The organism is Natronoarchaeum sp. GCM10025703 (assembly GCF_042661985.1).
In the GTDB taxonomy this organism is placed as follows: Archaea; Halobacteriota; Halobacteria; order Halobacteriales; family Natronoarchaeaceae; genus Natranaeroarchaeum.
Genome location: NZ_JBHSZF010000001.1, coordinates 937,728 through 954,307 on the forward strand (window position 1 = coordinate 937,728; position 16,580 = coordinate 954,307).

At 64.0% G+C, this 16,580-nt stretch carries 10 protein-coding genes and 7 pseudogenes; 9 read left to right on the top strand and 8 right to left on the bottom strand.

The genetic code is table 11. The annotated features are described in order from the left end of the window. The first annotated feature begins 102 nt into the window (after positions 1-102). Complete coding sequence (locus ACFQH2_RS05260) at positions 103-840, top strand: CAP domain-containing protein (RefSeq protein ID WP_377051615.1); 738 nt, start codon at positions 103-105, stop codon at positions 838-840. 1 nt (position 841) lies between these two features. On the opposite strand, the gene ACFQH2_RS05265 is transcribed toward ACFQH2_RS05260, so the two are convergent. The 6 genes and pseudogenes from ACFQH2_RS05265 to ACFQH2_RS05290 form a co-directional block, all read right to left on the bottom strand. Beyond that, entirely contained in the window at positions 842-982 is a 141-nt protein-coding gene (locus ACFQH2_RS05265; RefSeq protein ID WP_377051617.1) for a rubrerythrin-like domain-containing protein, read from the bottom strand. A 127-nt stretch (positions 983-1,109) separates the two neighbouring features. Then, positions 1,110-1,855, bottom strand: a pseudogene (locus tag ACFQH2_RS05270) (metallophosphoesterase). After that, positions 1,855-3,624: a hypothetical protein gene (locus tag ACFQH2_RS05275; RefSeq protein ID WP_377051621.1), complete on the bottom strand. Its 1,770-nt coding sequence runs from the start codon at positions 3,622-3,624 to the stop codon at positions 1,855-1,857. Before ACFQH2_RS05275 ends, ACFQH2_RS05270 begins: the two are co-directional and overlap by 1 nt. Further along, a complete protein-coding gene (locus tag ACFQH2_RS05280) occupies positions 3,621-4,895 on the bottom strand; it encodes a Single-stranded DNA binding protein (RefSeq protein ID WP_377051623.1) in 1,275 nt (424 codons plus the stop codon). Before ACFQH2_RS05280 ends, ACFQH2_RS05275 begins: the two co-directional genes overlap by 4 nt. 82 nt (positions 4,896-4,977) lie before the next feature. Further along, the gene (locus ACFQH2_RS05285) at positions 4,978-6,921 is read right to left on the bottom strand and encodes an alpha-amylase domain-containing protein (protein WP_377076970.1); all 1,944 of its coding nucleotides are present in this window, start codon (positions 6,919-6,921) and stop codon (positions 4,978-4,980) included. Positions 6,922-7,365: 444 nt separating this feature from the next. Further along, positions 7,366-7,927 (bottom strand): annotated as a pseudogene (locus tag ACFQH2_RS05290) (thioredoxin family protein). Positions 7,928-8,057: 130 nt separating this feature from the next. Here ACFQH2_RS05290 and ACFQH2_RS05295 point away from each other — a divergent pair. Beyond that, a pseudogene (locus tag ACFQH2_RS05295) lies at positions 8,058-9,204 on the top strand (acyl-CoA dehydrogenase family protein). Between the two features lie 88 nt (positions 9,205-9,292). Here ACFQH2_RS05295 and ACFQH2_RS05300 read toward each other — a convergent pair. Beyond that, positions 9,293-9,607 (bottom strand): glutathione S-transferase N-terminal domain-containing protein, encoded by a 315-nt coding sequence (locus ACFQH2_RS05300; RefSeq protein ID WP_377051631.1) that lies wholly within the window; start codon positions 9,605-9,607, stop codon positions 9,293-9,295. A 237-nt stretch (positions 9,608-9,844) separates the two neighbouring features. Here ACFQH2_RS05300 and ACFQH2_RS05305 point away from each other — a divergent pair, with 237 nt between their 5' ends. From ACFQH2_RS05305 to ACFQH2_RS05330, 6 genes and pseudogenes are all read left to right on the top strand, one after another. After that, the gene (locus ACFQH2_RS05305; protein ID WP_377076514.1) at positions 9,845-10,027 is read left to right on the top strand and encodes a hypothetical protein; all 183 of its coding nucleotides are present in this window, start codon (positions 9,845-9,847) and stop codon (positions 10,025-10,027) included. A 37-nt stretch (positions 10,028-10,064) separates the two neighbouring features. Next, positions 10,065-10,415 (top strand): Lrp/AsnC family transcriptional regulator, encoded by a 351-nt coding sequence (locus tag ACFQH2_RS05310; protein ID WP_377076515.1) that lies wholly within the window; start codon positions 10,065-10,067, stop codon positions 10,413-10,415. Positions 10,416-10,782: 367 nt separating this feature from the next. Continuing rightward, positions 10,783-13,381, top strand: a pseudogene (locus ACFQH2_RS05315) (heavy metal translocating P-type ATPase). Next, positions 13,378-13,869 (top strand): DUF411 domain-containing protein, encoded by a 492-nt coding sequence (locus tag ACFQH2_RS05320; protein ID WP_377051639.1) that lies wholly within the window; start codon positions 13,378-13,380, stop codon positions 13,867-13,869. Before ACFQH2_RS05315 ends, ACFQH2_RS05320 begins: the two are co-directional and overlap by 4 nt. A gap of 53 nt (positions 13,870-13,922) precedes the next feature. Next, a pseudogene (locus ACFQH2_RS05325) lies at positions 13,923-14,494 on the top strand (DUF6517 family protein); the annotation flags it as partial. Positions 14,495-14,536: 42 nt separating this feature from the next. Next, entirely contained in the window at positions 14,537-14,659 is a 123-nt protein-coding gene (locus ACFQH2_RS05330; protein ID WP_377077019.1) for a hypothetical protein, read from the top strand. On the opposite strand, the pseudogene ACFQH2_RS05335 reads toward ACFQH2_RS05330, so the two are convergent. After that, a pseudogene (locus tag ACFQH2_RS05335) lies at positions 14,656-15,311 on the bottom strand (alpha/beta hydrolase). The gene ACFQH2_RS05330 and the pseudogene ACFQH2_RS05335 sit on opposite strands and share 4 nt — an antisense overlap. Before the next feature lie 120 nt (positions 15,312-15,431). Here ACFQH2_RS05335 and dph2 point away from each other — a divergent pair. Next, positions 15,432-16,480: pseudogene (dph2, locus tag ACFQH2_RS05340) on the top strand (diphthamide biosynthesis enzyme Dph2). The last annotated feature ends 100 nt before the right edge of the window (positions 16,481-16,580 follow it).

The following is a 16,580-nucleotide window of genomic DNA, read 5'->3' on the forward strand; positions in this document are numbered from 1 at the left end:
ACGGCCCCCGCGCGGTAAGCGCCGTATAGTCTTGAGGCGGGGAGCCTATCGTTCGGTAGCTTCCACGGGTGTCGCAGACAGCGCGCTCGTGGCCCAATACCGATGGCTCGAACGATCTTCACGACGCTGGTCCGGGTGCTGGTCGCTCCGCTGGTGTTGCTCGCCAGACTGCTCGGGGTTGCACTCCGACTGCTCGTTAGCATTCTGAAAGCCCTGTTGGTCGTGCTCGTACTCGTGGCAGTCGTCGTCTTTGCGCTGCAGGCCGCCGGCATGACAGTCGACCTCGGCGCGGTCGGGGACGTTCCGATACCGGGCGGGGACGGCGATGCACTCGATCCGGACGATCCGGCAGCATCAGCCTACGATTTCGAGGAGGGTGACATAAACAGCACGGCAGTCGAGCGGGAGATCCATGCCGAGATCAACGAGCGTCGGACCGCCCGCGGTCTCGAACCGCTAGAGTGGGACCAGACAGTTGCCTCTGTCTCACGCGCTCACAGCAAGGATATGGCCGATAGTGAGTACTTCTCACATACGAACCCTGACGGGGAGGGGCCACACGACCGGTACCGGGCGGTCGGTAACGGCTGTTTCGCCTACGGTGAGAACATCGCGATGTCGTGGGCCGGGCGACCTGTCGATATCGGCGAGGGCGACAGCGTCACCTATACGACGAACGAGGAACTGGCCGAAGGCCTCGTCAGACAGTGGATGGAGTCACCCGGTCATCGCGAGAATCTGCTCCGCGAGAACTGGGAGTCCGGTGGCGTTGGCGTCTACGTCACCGAAGACGGGCAGGTGTACGCGACACACAACTTCTGTCGTGGTCTCGGTCTGTGACTTACTCTCTCGCGACGGCGATATTGCGGACGACGCCGCCACATTCCGGACAGCGCCCGTTAACGTCCTCGTCGGTTCGGGCCAGACACTCCGTGCATTCGTAGTACGATTCTGTTGGCGTATATGGATCTGTACGGACCATGTGAGTAGATAACACCCAACACCATATTTAACCGTTATCCATAATGCCGTGAATACTAGTTCATTGTGTATATATTTTGGACGATTGCTAGTTCTTGAGGGTATAGGCAAATATTCATCCAGATATGTCAGATACTGTCGAACGCCCCCAGTCGCGCACCGTCCAGCAGATACGCCTGTGCATCGGCGATTCCGGTGGGGAGAAACGGCGAGAGGAACTCGTCATTCGTGTTGACCCAGGTCCCACCGACGAGTTCGTTGAACGCTGGACAAACGATGAGTTCCGTCGCTCGTATCGCCGCCGGGTCGTACCGCTCGGCGAAGGCTGTCCGGTCCAGATCACCACGTAACCAGATGCGTTCGGCACGGCTCCCGCCCACGTCGTCTTCGAGGCGAACCTGCGGGTGTTCGTGGCCGACACAGACGATATCGGCGGCGAGGACGTCCGGATCCGGCCACGTGTGACCGTGGACGAAGCCGACCGATCCGAGTCGGACGCCCCCGCCGTCCGTGACGGTGACGTTCTCGATCCACGACTCGATATCGCCGTCGTGGTTCCCCTTGACCAGCGTCACGTCGACGTGTCCGGGCAGGGATTCGAGCAGCACCTCGATTTCGCCGCGTTCGGCCCCGCCGGGGCGCCGATCGAGTGCATCAGATCGCCGAGTACGACCAACTGCGTCGCGCCGTGCTCCGCGAGCAGTCGCCCGATCCGCTCGCGGCGCTGTTCGGCTCTACTGTCCAGTGATAGACCGCGTTCGGCCCGAAAGGCCGCTTCGATCCCCGCGTGGACGTCTGCGATGACCAGCGCGGGTTCCCCTTCGATGTCGGCGATTGCCGCGGGTTCGCCGGGGATCGGTTCGACTGTCGCCATCAGATCGGCTTCAGGGTGTCGTCGGTCGGCTCGTAACACCGTCCGCCCATCAGCGCCTCCTCGATGGCGTCCTTGACGTCCGGCTCGGTCATTCCGGTGTTCTCGATGACCTCGTTGATCAGGTCGTACCGGTCGACGCCGTCGCCGGTGTCCATCTCCTGCATCGTCTCGATCACCACGTCGGTCAGGGTGACGTCGTCGGGGATGTTCACCTCGTCCGTGGCTTCGTCTGCCTGCTCCACCGCTGTGTCTTCCTCGCTCTCCTCGGCAGTCGAGGCAGTGTCGTCTGCCGGTTCGTCGGCAGTCTGTGCTTCCGACTCCTCGGTGTCTCCCGTATCGGGCGTCTCGATCTCCGACTCGCCGGGGTCGGGCACCTCCGTCCCTGTCGAGAACTCGGTGCCGTACTCCTCCTCGATCTCCTCGCGTTCGTCCTCGGAGAACTCGTACATCTCGCCGGTCGCCGCGGCGCCTTCCTCGTCGCTAGCGTCGGCGTCGATGGATTCCGCGTCGGTGCCGGTATCGATTGGCTCCGTGTCGGCGTCCACGTCGACGGCTTCCGTGTCGGCCTCCGCATCGACGGCTTCCGCGTCGGCGTCCACACCGACGGCTTCCGCGTCAGCCTCCGCATCGGCAGATTCCGCCTCGGCCTCCGCATCGCCTGCGGTATCGAAGTTCCCGACCGACTTGGCGCCAGTCGTCTCCTCACCCTCTGCGGGTGTGGCACTCTCGTCTCCCTCCGTGGCTGGCGACACGTCTTCGGACTCTTGGCCCACGTCGACCTCGTCGGTCGACTCGGTCACATCAGTGCTGGCGGTCGTCTCGGACGATTCGGCGCTGGCGGTCGTCTCGGACGAATCAGCACTCTCCTCGACTGACGCGTCGGGCGGGTCTACCGCCGGTTCGCTTTCCTCCGCCGACTCGTCGGCATTCGCTGACGCTGTCGGGGTGCTGTCAGCCTCGTCTCCCGCCGTCTCGGTTGCCTCGGTGGCTTCGTCCTCGGTCGACTCCGCTACCGCCGCCGGTTCGGGGAGTTCGCCGAGCGTGTCGGGCAGGTCGTCGACTGTGACACTGCCGTCGCCCTCGTCGGGCGCAACGTCGAGGCTGGACACCTCATCGCGTTCGCCGGCGACGACCTCGGTCGCCTCGACAGCCAGGTCGCGGATCGCCGCGAGATACTCGGGGGTGGTACCGTAGTGTTCGAGGGCGAGTCGGACCCCGCTTGCGTGGGCGGGATCGGCCCCGCCGTCGACGAGCAGTGATTCGAGTTCGTCGCCCGCTTCCGGACGCTCTATCGCGGTTGCCATCGTCGCCACGCGGTCGAGGGTCTGCTCGGCGGTGCCGACGATCCAGCGGTCGCGGGTGTCGGCGTCGACCTGATTGATGCTCTCCGGTCGGATCGAGGTGAAGACCCGGTCGGAATCGTCCGGTTGGAAGGTTCTGGCCTTGCCGGTGACAGCGAGGAACGCCGGCGGATCCGTCCGTTCGAGAAACGCCATCTCGTCGGGCTGGTACTGCCCGGCGTAGATGACGAACGCCCCGGTGGGGTCGACGACCCGTGCCCGGAGCACGTTCTCGTTGACCTGCTCTATCTCGGTGAGGACGCCGACGACGAACATCCGGTTGACCCGTGCGCCGGTCGGCGTGATCACGTAGTTCGGCGCGCGCTCCTCGTCGCTTTCCTTGTAATCGAGTGTCGCGTCCTCGAACTCGGCGGCAAACACCCGGTAGGCGACTTCGCGGCGGCCGACCTCGTCGTCAGAGCCACTCATCCGCGCACCTCCGTGAGCAGCGCACTTGCACGCGACTCCGGTTCGGCGTCGACCTCCGTGAACTCCGCGGCGTCGAGGTTCGCGCCGTACTCGTCGATCGAGAGGTGCCCGCGGATCCGGAACTCGCGGCCGACTATCTCCTCGCGGATCGACTCGGCAACGACCGTTTGATCCATCGCCTCGCGCGCCTGTCCGCGGGCGTCGTCGAGGCCACCACCGTAGATCTCCTCGGTGATGTCGGCGTCGAGGACGGCAGTCAGCGTCCCCGTCCCGTCGTCGACGATGGCTTTCACGCGCAGGTCGTCGTAGGCGTCGACCTCACCGTGGGTCCGACACTGGCCGTTCTGAACCACGCGATTGCACTCCGGACAGCGCTGGATCAGTCCCGATCCGTCACGGACCGAGAGGACGTGACCGGTGATCTCGACATCGTAGATGCCGCCCGCGTCGACGGCGTCACCGATCGATAGCTGTGTCCCCGTGTCGCTCATCTCGACCGTGTGGTCAAGGGGCTCTACCGTCGAGAACTCGGAGACGTTGATCGAGGGGACGCCGCGGTACTCCCGGACGTAGGTGTTCTCGATCCTGACCGAGTTCCCCTCGGACTCGAGTGCCGGGTGGGGGTCCCAGTCGGTAAAGGGTAGCTGACCGGTCTCGTCGGCCAGCACGCCGCTGAGAATGTCGGTCTCGCCGTCCCGGCCGTCGATCGTCCGGCGCTCGACCTCCGCAACGGTGACCTCGACGTTGACGCCGCGGTCGCCCGTGTCGATGTCGACGAGGTCGGCGTCGCCACCGATCTCGTATGGCACGTCGAGGGGTTCTTCCTCGACGGCGACGCTCGTCCCGTCGCCGAGATTGAGTTCGGGTTCGCCGTCCCACTCGCGGACGCCGGCGTTTCCGACCGTGAGCGTATCGCCGGGAGAGAGCTCGAAGTCCTGCCAGGCGGTGTAGTCGATCCGGCCGGACTCGTCGGCGAGCGTCCCCTCGAAGATGGTCTGGTCATCGCCCTGATACCGGATCGAGCGCTTGCCGACGCTCAACACGCGGGCGGTGACGGTGACGTTCCCGTCAGCAGTGGTAATCTCGTCGATTCGGTCTTTCGACTGTGTTCCCGTGGAGTTGCTGCCGCCGCCGTACTTGCGTCGCAGGCTCTGTACGGCTTCGTCGATCGGCACGCTGTAGGCGACCAGGTTCTCCAGGTCCTCTATGACCTCCTCTTTGTCAACACCGAGGTCGGAGGCGAGATCCTCGGCACGTTCTTCTACCGTCATCGTCCCCCACTTCGTCGCCGGTCGGTAAAAGGATTGCCGCGAACCGGCAGTGGAGTCGGGTCCCGGTCCGCGCTCTATCCGGCTACACCGGATCGAGCGTCCAGTGCTGGTTGCCCTTGCCGAGGTAGCCCCACTGGTGGACGTTCGCGCCGTCGTCGGTCGACGCTTCTTCGACGTCGAGGGTCTTGCCGCTGCCGACGTTTTCGACCACGTAAGAGCCGTCTCCGACATCGCCGAGCGTCCAGCGCTGACTCGCGGTATCCGCCCACGCCTCTTGCTGGACGTTCGCACCGTCGCCAGTCCCGTCGGCCGCGAGTACGTTGCCGCTGTGCTGTGCGATCAGGCGGTACTCGTCGCCGCCGAGCGCTTCGACGGTCCAGTGCTGGTTGTCCTTGCCGAGGTAGCCCCACTGGTGGACGTTTGCTCCGTCGGCCGTTGACGCTCCTTCGACGTCGAGGGCCTTGCCGCTGTGGCTCGCGCGGAGCGAATACGTCCCTTCGAGCTCGGTGCTACTGCTGCCATCGAAACCGTCCTCCCAGCCCTGATGCGCCGGAGCGAGGTCGGCCTCGGTGTGATTATCGCCCGCCTCCCAGACGTCGCCCGAACCACCTTCGGGGCCGCGCCGGGTTTTCCAGCCGAACGTGCCGGGATCGTCGATCGACACCTCCCAGACGCCGCTGCCGACGGACGTCCCTTCGACCCCGGTCCCCCAGCCAGTCAGTTGGTCGGACCCACCGGTGAAGTAGACTGACTCGCCGTCGGCCGTCGGCGCTTCGACCTGCAGCGTGATCTGGTCGGTGGCCGGTGCTTCGGCCGCATCCTGTGGGGCGTAGACGGTCCACTGGCCAGCCGGAGCGGTGATCTCCGCCCAGCCGTCACTGTTCGCTTCGGTGTCGCCAGCGGCACCCGTGTACTCCTGCAGCGCTTCGCTGGTCCACGGGACGTCGACCCACTCGCTCCGCTCGCTGAAGCCCCTGTTGAGCGCGACGACGGCGTTGTCCTTGCGCTCGAAGACGATGAACTCCTGATCGACGTAGCGGGTGATCGCGGTCCCGCCGAGCAGGTTGTTGCGGATCCACAGCAGGTTCCGTAGTTCGGGGTCGTCGAAGTCGATGAGATAGCTGTACAGTCGCGGATACCCCTCGTAGGTGAGGATGAACGCCCGTGCGAGGCGTTCGAGTTCGGGCGGTGCGCTGTCGTGGTTGGCGATCAGGGTGAGGGACTGGAACGGGTTCTGCGCGGCGTAGCCGGCATCGGCGCCGTCGAGCGCACGGAAATCGCCGTCGGTGGAGAACGCCTCGTACTTCATCGTGTAAAAGAGCGGGTAGTCGGTGACGTCCATCCCGGTCTGGGCGTACTCGTCGACGTAGCCGATGGGGTCGTGGAGCACTTCGCCGACGGTGTAGAACCCCAGTTCGTCGGCCCAGGGGTTGAGCAGCTCGGCAAAGACCCAGTTGTGGACGTGTTTGGCGGCATCCCAGCGCACGCCGTCGGCACCGCAGTCGGCGAGCAGTTGGAGATAGTTGTAGGCGAGGTCCTGGACGGTCTGGGTCGTCCAGTCGAGTGACGGAAGCCCCACGAGGTCGTTGGTCTCGATTTCGTCGGGTGCACACTCCCAGCCGTTGGGGTCGTAACAGCGGTCGTCGTTCGGATCGTAGGAGTACATCCAGCCCTCGATGCCACCCTCCTGGTAGAAATGCTGGGAGTCGAGGTTCGGGAAGTCGTCCAGTTCCGGCCCGTAGCCGTTGTGATTGAGGACGACGTCGACGATCACGTCGACGCCCTGAGCGTGGGCCTCGTCGATCATCGAGCGGAACTCGGCCTCGGTGCCGAACTCGCTGTCGAGCGAGGTCCGGTCGTACGGCTGATAGCCGAGCGGCGGGTGATAGGGGTACTCGTCGCCGTACTCCGGATGACTGCCCCCTGATCGTCCTTGGTCAGGATACTTTCCTGCGGGGCGGGGACGTGAATCGCGCCGAACCCGGCGTCGGCGACGTTGGCCATGCTGGCTTCGACCTCCGTCCAGTCGGTGTGGAAGTACTGCAGCATCGTCGTCTCGCCGGCGGCGTGGGAGTCAGCGAGAGCGGTGCTGCTCGCGGCGCTGGCGGCGGCCGAACCGATCGTTGCGGCTCCGACGCCTTTCACGACGTCACGCCGAGTGAGTTCGCTGTCACGCCACTTGTTGTCATAGTCTGACATCGTTTTTTCTGTAGGATCGACCATTATAAATATCGCTCATAGGTGTTAATAAAAAATAATGTAATGTATTGAATGTTTAGAAGTATGATGTATTCTTTCAGCCGAAAATAAGTAGTTCAAACGCCGGCAAAACAACTATAGTTGGTTTTAGCGGCTCCTCTTCGGAATATGTTACTGTATCTATTGATCCGATATCGGAACTTGATCAATAGAAAATAACTCTAAATTAAGCCGGTTTGCTCTGTATCTCCGGCTGGCCCGCACGGCCCGATCAGTCGCGCCACTTGATCGAACAGCCCTGCGAGCGACGCCATTCGAGGTCGACCGGTTCGTCGGCCAGAATTGACTCGATTGCCCCCTGCACGTAGAACTCGGTGGGTTCCGCGTCGGGGTTCATCGCGTCGTCGAGTCGGCCCTGATAGACCAGTCGGAACTCCCCGTCCTCGTTCGCGAAGAGGAACGGGTCGGGCGTGCAGACGGCACCGTACTCCTGGGCTACTTCCTGTGACTCGTCGCGGAGGTAGGCGTCGTAGGCGACTGTCCCGTCCTCGACGTACTCTTTCATCTTCTCGAAGGAATCCTCGGGATACTCCTCGGCATCGTTGGGATTGATCCCGACCACTGCGGCGTCGTCGTACGATTCGGCGAGTTCGTTGAGATGGTCGAACTTCGCTTTCGCGTACGGGCAGTGGTTACAGGTGAAGACGATCAGGAGCGCCTCCCTGTCCGCAAACGAATCGAGCGTGTACGTCTCGCCGTCGACGCCGGGGAGTTCAGAAGTCGGGGGCCGAGTCGCCGTCCTCCAGTTCCGGATCGGACTCTTTCAGTACCATACCGATAGTTGGCACGGCATCGGTTTGTCGTTTGTGCCTACACGGGTGACCCGACCCGTCGGGAGTGAACTGCCTCCCGCGTGTTAGTAGTTCCCGTGCATATATGGCCGACCCGTCCTTCGAAGGGACCATGGAACTACTCGACGACACCATCGTTCCCGAGCATGCCCGGGAAGTCAAACATGAAGCCCGCGAGTTTGCCGAGGAGTATATCGAACCCAACGCTGAGGAGTACTTCCGCAGGGGGAGTACCCGCACGATATCCTCGAGGCCGGACAGGAGGCTGGACTGGTGGCCCAGGACCTCGGCGAAGACCTCGGCGGTCGGGACCTCTCACTAACGGAAGTGCTGGCGATCGGAGAGGAGTTCTACAAGGCGGATGCCGGTATCGCGCTGACGCTCCAGCTGGCCAGCTTCGGCGCGGAGATAGTCGAGGAGTACGGCAACGACGCCCAGAAAGAGGAGTATCTCCGCCCCGTTGCCCAGGGTGACCAGATCACCGGCCTCGCGGTTTCCGAACCCGATACGGGAAGCGACCTCGCGGGGATGCAGACCACTGCCGAAAAGGACGGCGACGAGTACGTCATCAACGGCGAAAAGTACTGGATCGGCAACGGCGTCGAGGGCGACTGGCTGACGCTGTACGCCAGGACCGACGACGACGAGGACAACCGCTACGGCAACCACTCGATGTTCATTATCCCCACCGAGGGCGAGGGGTACAACGCCGAGCACATCCCCGAGAAGATGGGCTTTCGTGCCTCCAAGCAGGCCCACATCGTCTTCGACGACTTCCGTATTCCCGAGGAGAACCTCGTCGGGACGGAGGGGCGGGCTTCTGGATGCTCGCGGAGTTTTTCAACCACGGGCGAGTCGTCGTCGCGGGCCACGGTCTCGGCCTCGCCGCCGCGGCCATCGAGGAGACGTGGGACTTCATCCACGGCCGCGAGGAGTTCGGCCGTACGATCAACGAGTTCCAGGCGGTCCAGCACGGCGTCGCCGACATGCGCCTCGAGTTCGAGAGCGCTCGCGCACTCACCTGGCGCGCCGCCGAGAAGGTCGAACAGGGCGAGGACCCCGGCCTCTGGGCCGCGATGGCAAAGACGAAAGCCACGGAGACGGCGACCGACTGCGCCGAGCAGGGGATGCAGTTCCACGGCGGCCGGTCGGTGCTCACGGATCGCCGGATTGCGCGTGTCTACCGCGACGTGCGCGTCCCGGTCATCTACGAGGGCGCAAACGAGATCCAGCGGAACCTGATCTACCGGCAGTCCTGAGCCGAGACTGAACGCCACTCCGACGTGCTCTTCTGTTACTTGTCTTTTGAAGTGTATCACTTCGAAAGTTATAGTTAGGGTCCGCGGTTCAGAACAGTGCCGAGAGCACCCGACCGACGATGCCCGACGGGGGCGGGCTCTCGCCGTCGCCGTACTCCGCGTATAGATATTCGACGATGTCGTCGCTTTCGGGCATCCCCTCGATCCCCTTGGATCGGTCGACCAGCACCGGGACGCCGTACTGGCCGCTCGCCTCGTGGACGGCCTCCCGCTTGGACCGGGAGCCGGGGACGTCGTTGGTCTCGTACGCCAGATCGAGGTCATCCAGCGCCCGGCGCACCTTCGCACAGTACGGACAGCCCTGGAGGTTGTACAGTTCGAGTGTCGGCGTCGAATCGGCCATACTGGCTGTCAGGACTCGGCGGTTCAGTGTGTTTCGGTCGCCGCTCGAACCGATCTGTGATTATCCAATAACTATATTAGGGTAAACTACAACATCTGATACGACTTATCGTGATGTGTGTTTGCATGCAACATCACGGGTCGGCCCGCGAACAAACGGACGCTACCACTATGAGATCACGACCTCACCGTTCGGACTTGGAGGTACCGGCGCGGAACAGTCGACCGACCAACCGGGGTGCGTAACGTGACCGAAACCCAGCAGTTCACCGACGGTCGAGGGCTCGGACTGTCCGTCCTCGGCATGACGTTGCTGATCATCGGCGGTGCGATGCTGTACCACTCGGTGCTGCCGACCGCCGGTGCGGCGTTGCTGACACTGGCGTTCCTGTGTATGCTCGCCGTCGTGGTGTTCGTGTAAGGCACATCCTTTGTACCCCCAGTCCCTACCCTCGCTCGTGCCACTGGACGATACTGATGCCGAGATCCTCCGTCTGCTGATCGAGGACGCCAGCCGTTCGTACCGCGAGATCGGCGAGGAGGTCGATCTGACCGCGCCGAGCGTCTCCGACCGGGTCGAGCGCCTGCGAGAGCTCGGCGTCCTCGAACGCTTCACCGTCGCCGTCGACCAGTCGATGTTCGCCAACAGCGCGGCGCGACTGGTCGACGTCCAAGTCGGGCCGGGCGAGGCGACCGGCGTCGCCGCCGATCTGACGCCGTCGACGGCGTCGAGCACGTCATCCGGACCGAGAGCGGGCGGGTCGTCGCACAGACACATCTGGCCGAAGACGAACTCAGGCCCCTCCTGAGCGACCTGCTGGCCGATCGCGAGATCATCGAGTACAGCGTCGAAGGCGTCGTCGAGTCGGCGTGGAACCCCGAACTGCGTGGCGGCGAGTTCGCCGTCGACTGCGTCGAATGTGGAAAAACCGTCGAGGGAGAAGGGGTCACCATCGAACGTGACGGGCACCGATACGTGCTCTGCTGTCACTCCTGTGAGTCGCTGTTTCTGGAGCGCTATGACGAACTGAACGACGGACTCGGCGACTGACTCGTGGTTCGTTAGGATCGGGTGCGCGCAAACTAGCGACTCGTTAGGGACAACCCGCTTGAATATGGAACCCGTAGTTAGTGATAGCTATGAGTACGGAAACTGCCCACGTCGAGGTTGCCGGGATGTCGTGTTCGACGTGTTCCTCGTCGGTCGAGGAGGCCGTCGGCGCCCTGGAGGGCGTCGAATCGGTCAGCGCGAACTTCGCAACCGACGATGGAACCGTTACGTACGACCCCGCGGTCGTTTCGCTGGGGGCGATCTACGAGGCGATCGAGGACGGCGGCTACGAGCCGGAGAAAGCCTCGACAACGGTCGGTATCGCCGGTATGTCCTGTTCGACCTGCGCGGAGTCCAACCGCCAGGCCATCGAGGATGTCCCCGGCGTGATCGAGGCGAACGTCAACTTCGCGACCGACGAGGCACAGGTCGTCTACAACCCCATCGACGTCTCGCTGGAGGACGTCTACGACGCAATCGAGGATGCGGGCTACGATCCGGACCGCCCCAGCAGTGAGGAGGGGGCCGACCTCGGCGAGGAACGCGAGAGCGCCGTCGAGCGCGAACTGAACAAACAGCGCAGGCTGGTGATCGGCGGCGGTATCCTCGCGCTCCCCTTCCTCGGCGTGATGATCGAGATGTTCCTCCCGGGCGTCCTGCCGGAGGTACTCGTCGCGCCGGGGTGGGTCGAGTTCCTGCTCGCGACGCTTCTGATGGCGACGCTCGGCAAGGAGTTCATCGTCGGCGCGTACGAAGCCGCGGTGAACACCGGTCGCGCGAACATGGACACGCTGGTCGCAGTCGGTTCGTCGACGGGCTACGTCTACTCGACTGCCGTCGTGGCCGGACTGATCCCCGGCGGCCTCTACTTCGAGGCCGTCGCGGTGATCCTCTGGTTCATCACGCTCGGCAACTGGCTCGAAGCGCGGTCGAAAGCCCGGGCGAGCGACGCCCTCAAGACGTTACTGGAGATGGAGGCCGACGAGGCGACGCTGGTAGTGGATGATGAGGAGCGGACGGTCCCGGTCGAAGAGATCGAGGTCGGCGACGTGATGAAGGTCCGGCCCGGCGAGCAGATCCCTACTGATGGCGTGGTCGTCGACGGTCAGAGCGCGGTCGACGAGTCGATGGTTACCGGCGAGTCGGTCCCCGTCGAGAAGGGCGAGGGCGACGAAGTCGTCGGGTCGACGATCAACGAGAACGGCGTCCTCCTGATCGAGGCGACCAAAGTCGGCAAGGACACAGCGATCCAGCAGATCGTCCAGCGCGTCAAGGAGGCCCAGGCCCGCCAGCCCGACGTCCAGCGGCTGGTCGACACGGTCTCGGCCTACTTCGTCCCCGCAGTCATTATCAATGCCGTCTTCTGGGCGGTCGTCTGGGCGCTCGCACCCGATCTGCTGTACACCGCCTCCTCGTGGCTCGGCGGCGTCCTTCCGTACCTCGAACCGGTCGGGGAGGCCCGGTCGCGGGCGGCGTCTCCACGCTGGAGTTCTCGATGGTCGTCCTCGCGAGCGCGTTGCTGATCGCCTGTCCCTGTGCGCTGGGGCTGGCGACGCCCGCCGCGACGATGGTCGGGTCGACGATCAGCGCGACCAACGGCGTCCTGTTCAAGGGTGCTGACATCCTCGAACAGGTCCGGGACATCGACGTCGTCGTCTTCGACAAGACGGGGACGCTCACCCACGGCGACATGGTGCTGACCGACGTGGTCCCCGTGGGTGACGGCGCGGCGACGGGCGGCGTTGCCGCCGATGGCGGTGAAGAGCTCCCTGACGGCGGCGCGGTCGTGACCGAGGAGCGGGAGTTCAGCGAGGACGACGTGCTCTCCGTCGCCGCAAGCGTCGAATCCGACTCCGAACACCCGCTGGCACAGGCTATCGTCGAGGGTGCGAAAGAGCGCGGTATCGATATCGAAGACGCGACCGAGTTCGAGAACGTCCCCGGCCACGGCGTCCGCGCCGAGACGGCCCGCGGCGAGGCGCTGGTCGGCAACCGCAAACTCATGCGGGACAACGGGATCGATCCCGACCCTGCCGTGGAGACGATGGAGCGCCTCGAACGCGATGGCAAGACCGCGATGCTGGTCGCCCTCGACGGCCGACTGATCGGCGTGGTCGCCACCGCCGACACCGTCCGCGAGAGCGCAAAAGAGACCGTCGCCGCGCTACAGGAGCGCGGTATCGACCCGATCATGCTCACCGGCGACAACGACCGGACGGCCCACGCCGTCGCCGAGGAACTCGGGATCGACGCCGTCGACGTCTACTCGGAGGTGCTTCCCGACGAGAAAGCGGACACAGTCGATCGGATTCAGGAGGGTGGCCGCCGCGCGATCATGGTCGGTGACGGCGTCAACGACGCGCCGGCGCTGACGACCGCCCACGTCGGTATCGCCATCGGTAGCGGGACGGACGTCGCCATCGAGAGTGCGGATGTCACGCTGATGCGCGACGACCCTGCCGACGTGCTCAAGGCGATCCGGATCTCCGAGGCGACGATCGCGAAGGTCTGGCAGAACCTTTTCTGGGCGTTCGCGTACAACGTTACGCTCGTCCCGATCGCCTCGCTGGGCCTGCTCAACCCCGCGCTCGCCGGGCAGCGATGACCGGTTCCAGCCTCTCGGTGATGGGTAACAGCCTCGCCTTCCGCGGCTACGACCCCCACGAGGACTACCACCTCGCGGTAACGAAACCGTTCCGCGCCCTTGCAGGGGTAGTTCGATGAGCGATCGTGTCTCCCGCCGATCGCTGCTCGCTGCGGGGTCCTCGGTCGCCGCCGTTTCAGTAGCAGGCTGTCTGGGCGGCGACAGCACGGACGAGTGGTCCTACTCGGGAACGCTTTCGGCTACCGCACACCAGTACAACAGCCCGAACTGTGACTGCTGTGGCGCCTACGGGGAATATCTCGACGAGCATCTTGACGGGTCGCTATCGTCCTCGGTGCGGGAGGACATCGGGACGGTAAAAACCGATCTCGGCATCCCCGGGGACCTGCAGAGCTGTCACACCGTCGAAGTCGGGTCGTACTTCGTCGAGGGACACGTTCCGGTTGAGACGATAGCGACGCTGCTCGACGATTCCCCCGACATCGCAGGTATCGCGCTGCCAGGGATGCCCGCCGGTTCGCCGGGAATGGGTGGTGCAAAAGACGAGAAGTGGACGGTCTACGCTGTCGACAAGGAAGCCGATATCGAGCCGTTCGTGGAACTGTAACAGCGCATCCGGGCCAAAAAACACTTACAAACCGGCTAGTAATTGTTTGCCAGATGAACAGACGACACTTTCTCGCTGGAGCGGGTGCGTTCGGCCTCGCATCCATTTCTGGCTGTCTCGGACTGGCCGGACTCGACGAACACGAAGCGACCCCGGGTGGCGTCGACGCCGAGACCCGCGAGGAGACCGGCTACGAACAGGTCGGTATCGAGGAACTCCCGGTCGAGGAATCGGTCGGCCTCGGCCCGGCCACGGAGTCGGTTCGGGTCGCGAACTACATGACCAAACACGAGAGGTCGGTCGACATGGGACCGCTCGGCGAGCAACGCGGGGCGGTATTCATGATCCTGTCGACGCCTCAGATCGGCATCCCGAACTACCAGTTCAACCCCGTCGAGGACATGTCGACGCGCGAACTCATCGATCTGGTTGACGACAACTACGACGGTATCGACGACATCCAACACGAGGAGGACGGGACGGCAAGCATCCTCGATCAGTCGACGACCGTCTCGCGGTTCAGCGCAGCGCGCAGTTCGACGGCGAGGACGTCGAGGTCTATCTTCACGTCAGCAAGGCCGTCGAGACCGACGACGACCTGCTCGTAACCATCGGCGTCTACCCGGAACTGGTCCGGAGCGAAGAGGAAGGAAACGTCGAGGCGCTGATGAGCGGCGTCGTAGAGCACGCCGATAGCGGTGACGAGGGCGCAGACAGCACGAGCAATGACGGAGATGATGGGGGCGATACGACCGACGACGGCGAGGACGAAGACGGCGGCTTGCTCTAGACCTGTTCGTCGACCCACTCCAGCAGATCGGCATGCTCGTCCGGGCCGATCCCGTGGCTCATTTCGTAGGTCCGGGCGGTGACCGCTGCGTCGAGTTCGCTCAGGCGGACGGCCGCGCTGTCGGTCCGTCCCGGCGGGATGATCTGGTCCCGACTGCCGCCCGCGATGAAGACTGGCTTGTCCTCGATGCCGTCGGGGGCCAGATCGGCGTGTGATTCGGGGAGATAACAGTGCAGCGCGGCGACCCAGTCGATCCGGTCGGGGTCCTCGAGCAGGAGCGAGAGAGCGGTGATGCCGCCCTGACTGAAGCCGAGCAGGCCGATCCGGTCGGCATCGAGGTCGTAGCGCTCGATGGCGGCCTCGATCGACTCGTCGACCAGATCGAGGCTCCGGCGGAACTGCTCGGGATGGGGCTCGCTCTCGTGAAGCCCGCCCCCGAGAGGTCGAGGTCGTACCAGGTGTAGCCGCCCTGTAGCGTGTCAGGCGCGCGCAGGCTGAGGACGAACAGCTCGTCGGGGAACTGCTGCGCTATCGGCAGGAGATCCGTCTCGTCGGCACCGCGACCGTGGAGTATGACGACGGCGGGGGACGGGCCATCGCCCTCGGCCTCGATCGTCCGATGTTCGAGCGGCAATGTCGGTGTCTCTGACATGGCTATATCCAGGCAGGCGAACGGCTTGAAACCCGTGATCGGCCAATCAGAGATGTGAAGTAGTACCACATCTCTTCGGCAAACGCCGAGGTTATACGTTGCGGACCGCTAATCAGGACAATGAGCGAGGAGACGGAGTACAGCGACGGAGACCTCCGGAACACCGGTATGTCTCTCAAGCACGACCGAGAATGGGATTACGAACTCGACCGGATCGTCGAGGCAGTCGAAGAACGCGACGCAAAGAAAGTCGGCCTGCAGTTCCCCGAGGGTCTCAAACGTCGCGGCCCGGACGTCGCCGACGACCTGCGCCAAATCCTCGACGACGACGTGATGATCCTGCTCTCGGGCCAGCCCTGCTACGGCGCCTGCGACTTGGATACCTTCATGATGCGCCGGACCGACGTGTTCGTCCACTTCGGGCATAGCCCGATGAAGGAGTCGGACAAGATCATCTACGTCCCACTCTTCTCGAACGTCGATGTCATGCCGATCATGGAGGAGGCCAAGGCGGAACTCACCGACCCGGACGACGACCCCGACGTGGGGCTCGTGACGACCGCCCAGCATATGAACCGCTTCTCGGAGATGTCCGAGTGGCTCGAAGACCGCGGCTACAACGTCCATACCCGCCGCGGCGACGACCGGCTTACCCACGAGGGGCAGGTGCTCGGCTGTAACTACGCTTCGGCCGACGTCGACGCCGACCAGATCCTCTACGTCGGCGGCGGGAAGTTCCACCCCTCGGACTGGCGATGGAACACCCCGACAAGAACGTCATTATCGCGGATCCGGTCAACAACGTCGTGACCATCGCAGACACCGAGAAGTTCATGAAACAGCGCTACGCCACCGTCCACAAGGCGATGGATGCCGAGACGTTCGGCGTCATCTTCTGTACCAAGATCGGTCAGGGTCGGATGGATCAGGCAGAGGCGGTCCTCGAAGACAACGACAACGCCTATCTGATCACGATGGACGAGGTAACGCCTGATCGCCTGCGGAACTTCGGCTTCGACGCCTACGTCAACACTGGCTGTCCGCGAATCACGACCGACGACGGCCCGCAGTTCCACAAGCCGATGCTCACGCCTGGCGAGTACCAGATCGCCGTCGGCAACAAACCGCTCGACGAACTGAGCTTCGACACCTTCCACGGCACCTGGTAGCGACGAACGGCAGCCGAACGGTCGTCGACCCGGCAACCGAATTCGATGCGGCACGCGATCCTTCGACTGTCGCGCTCTTTTCGACTCCGATCATGGCGAG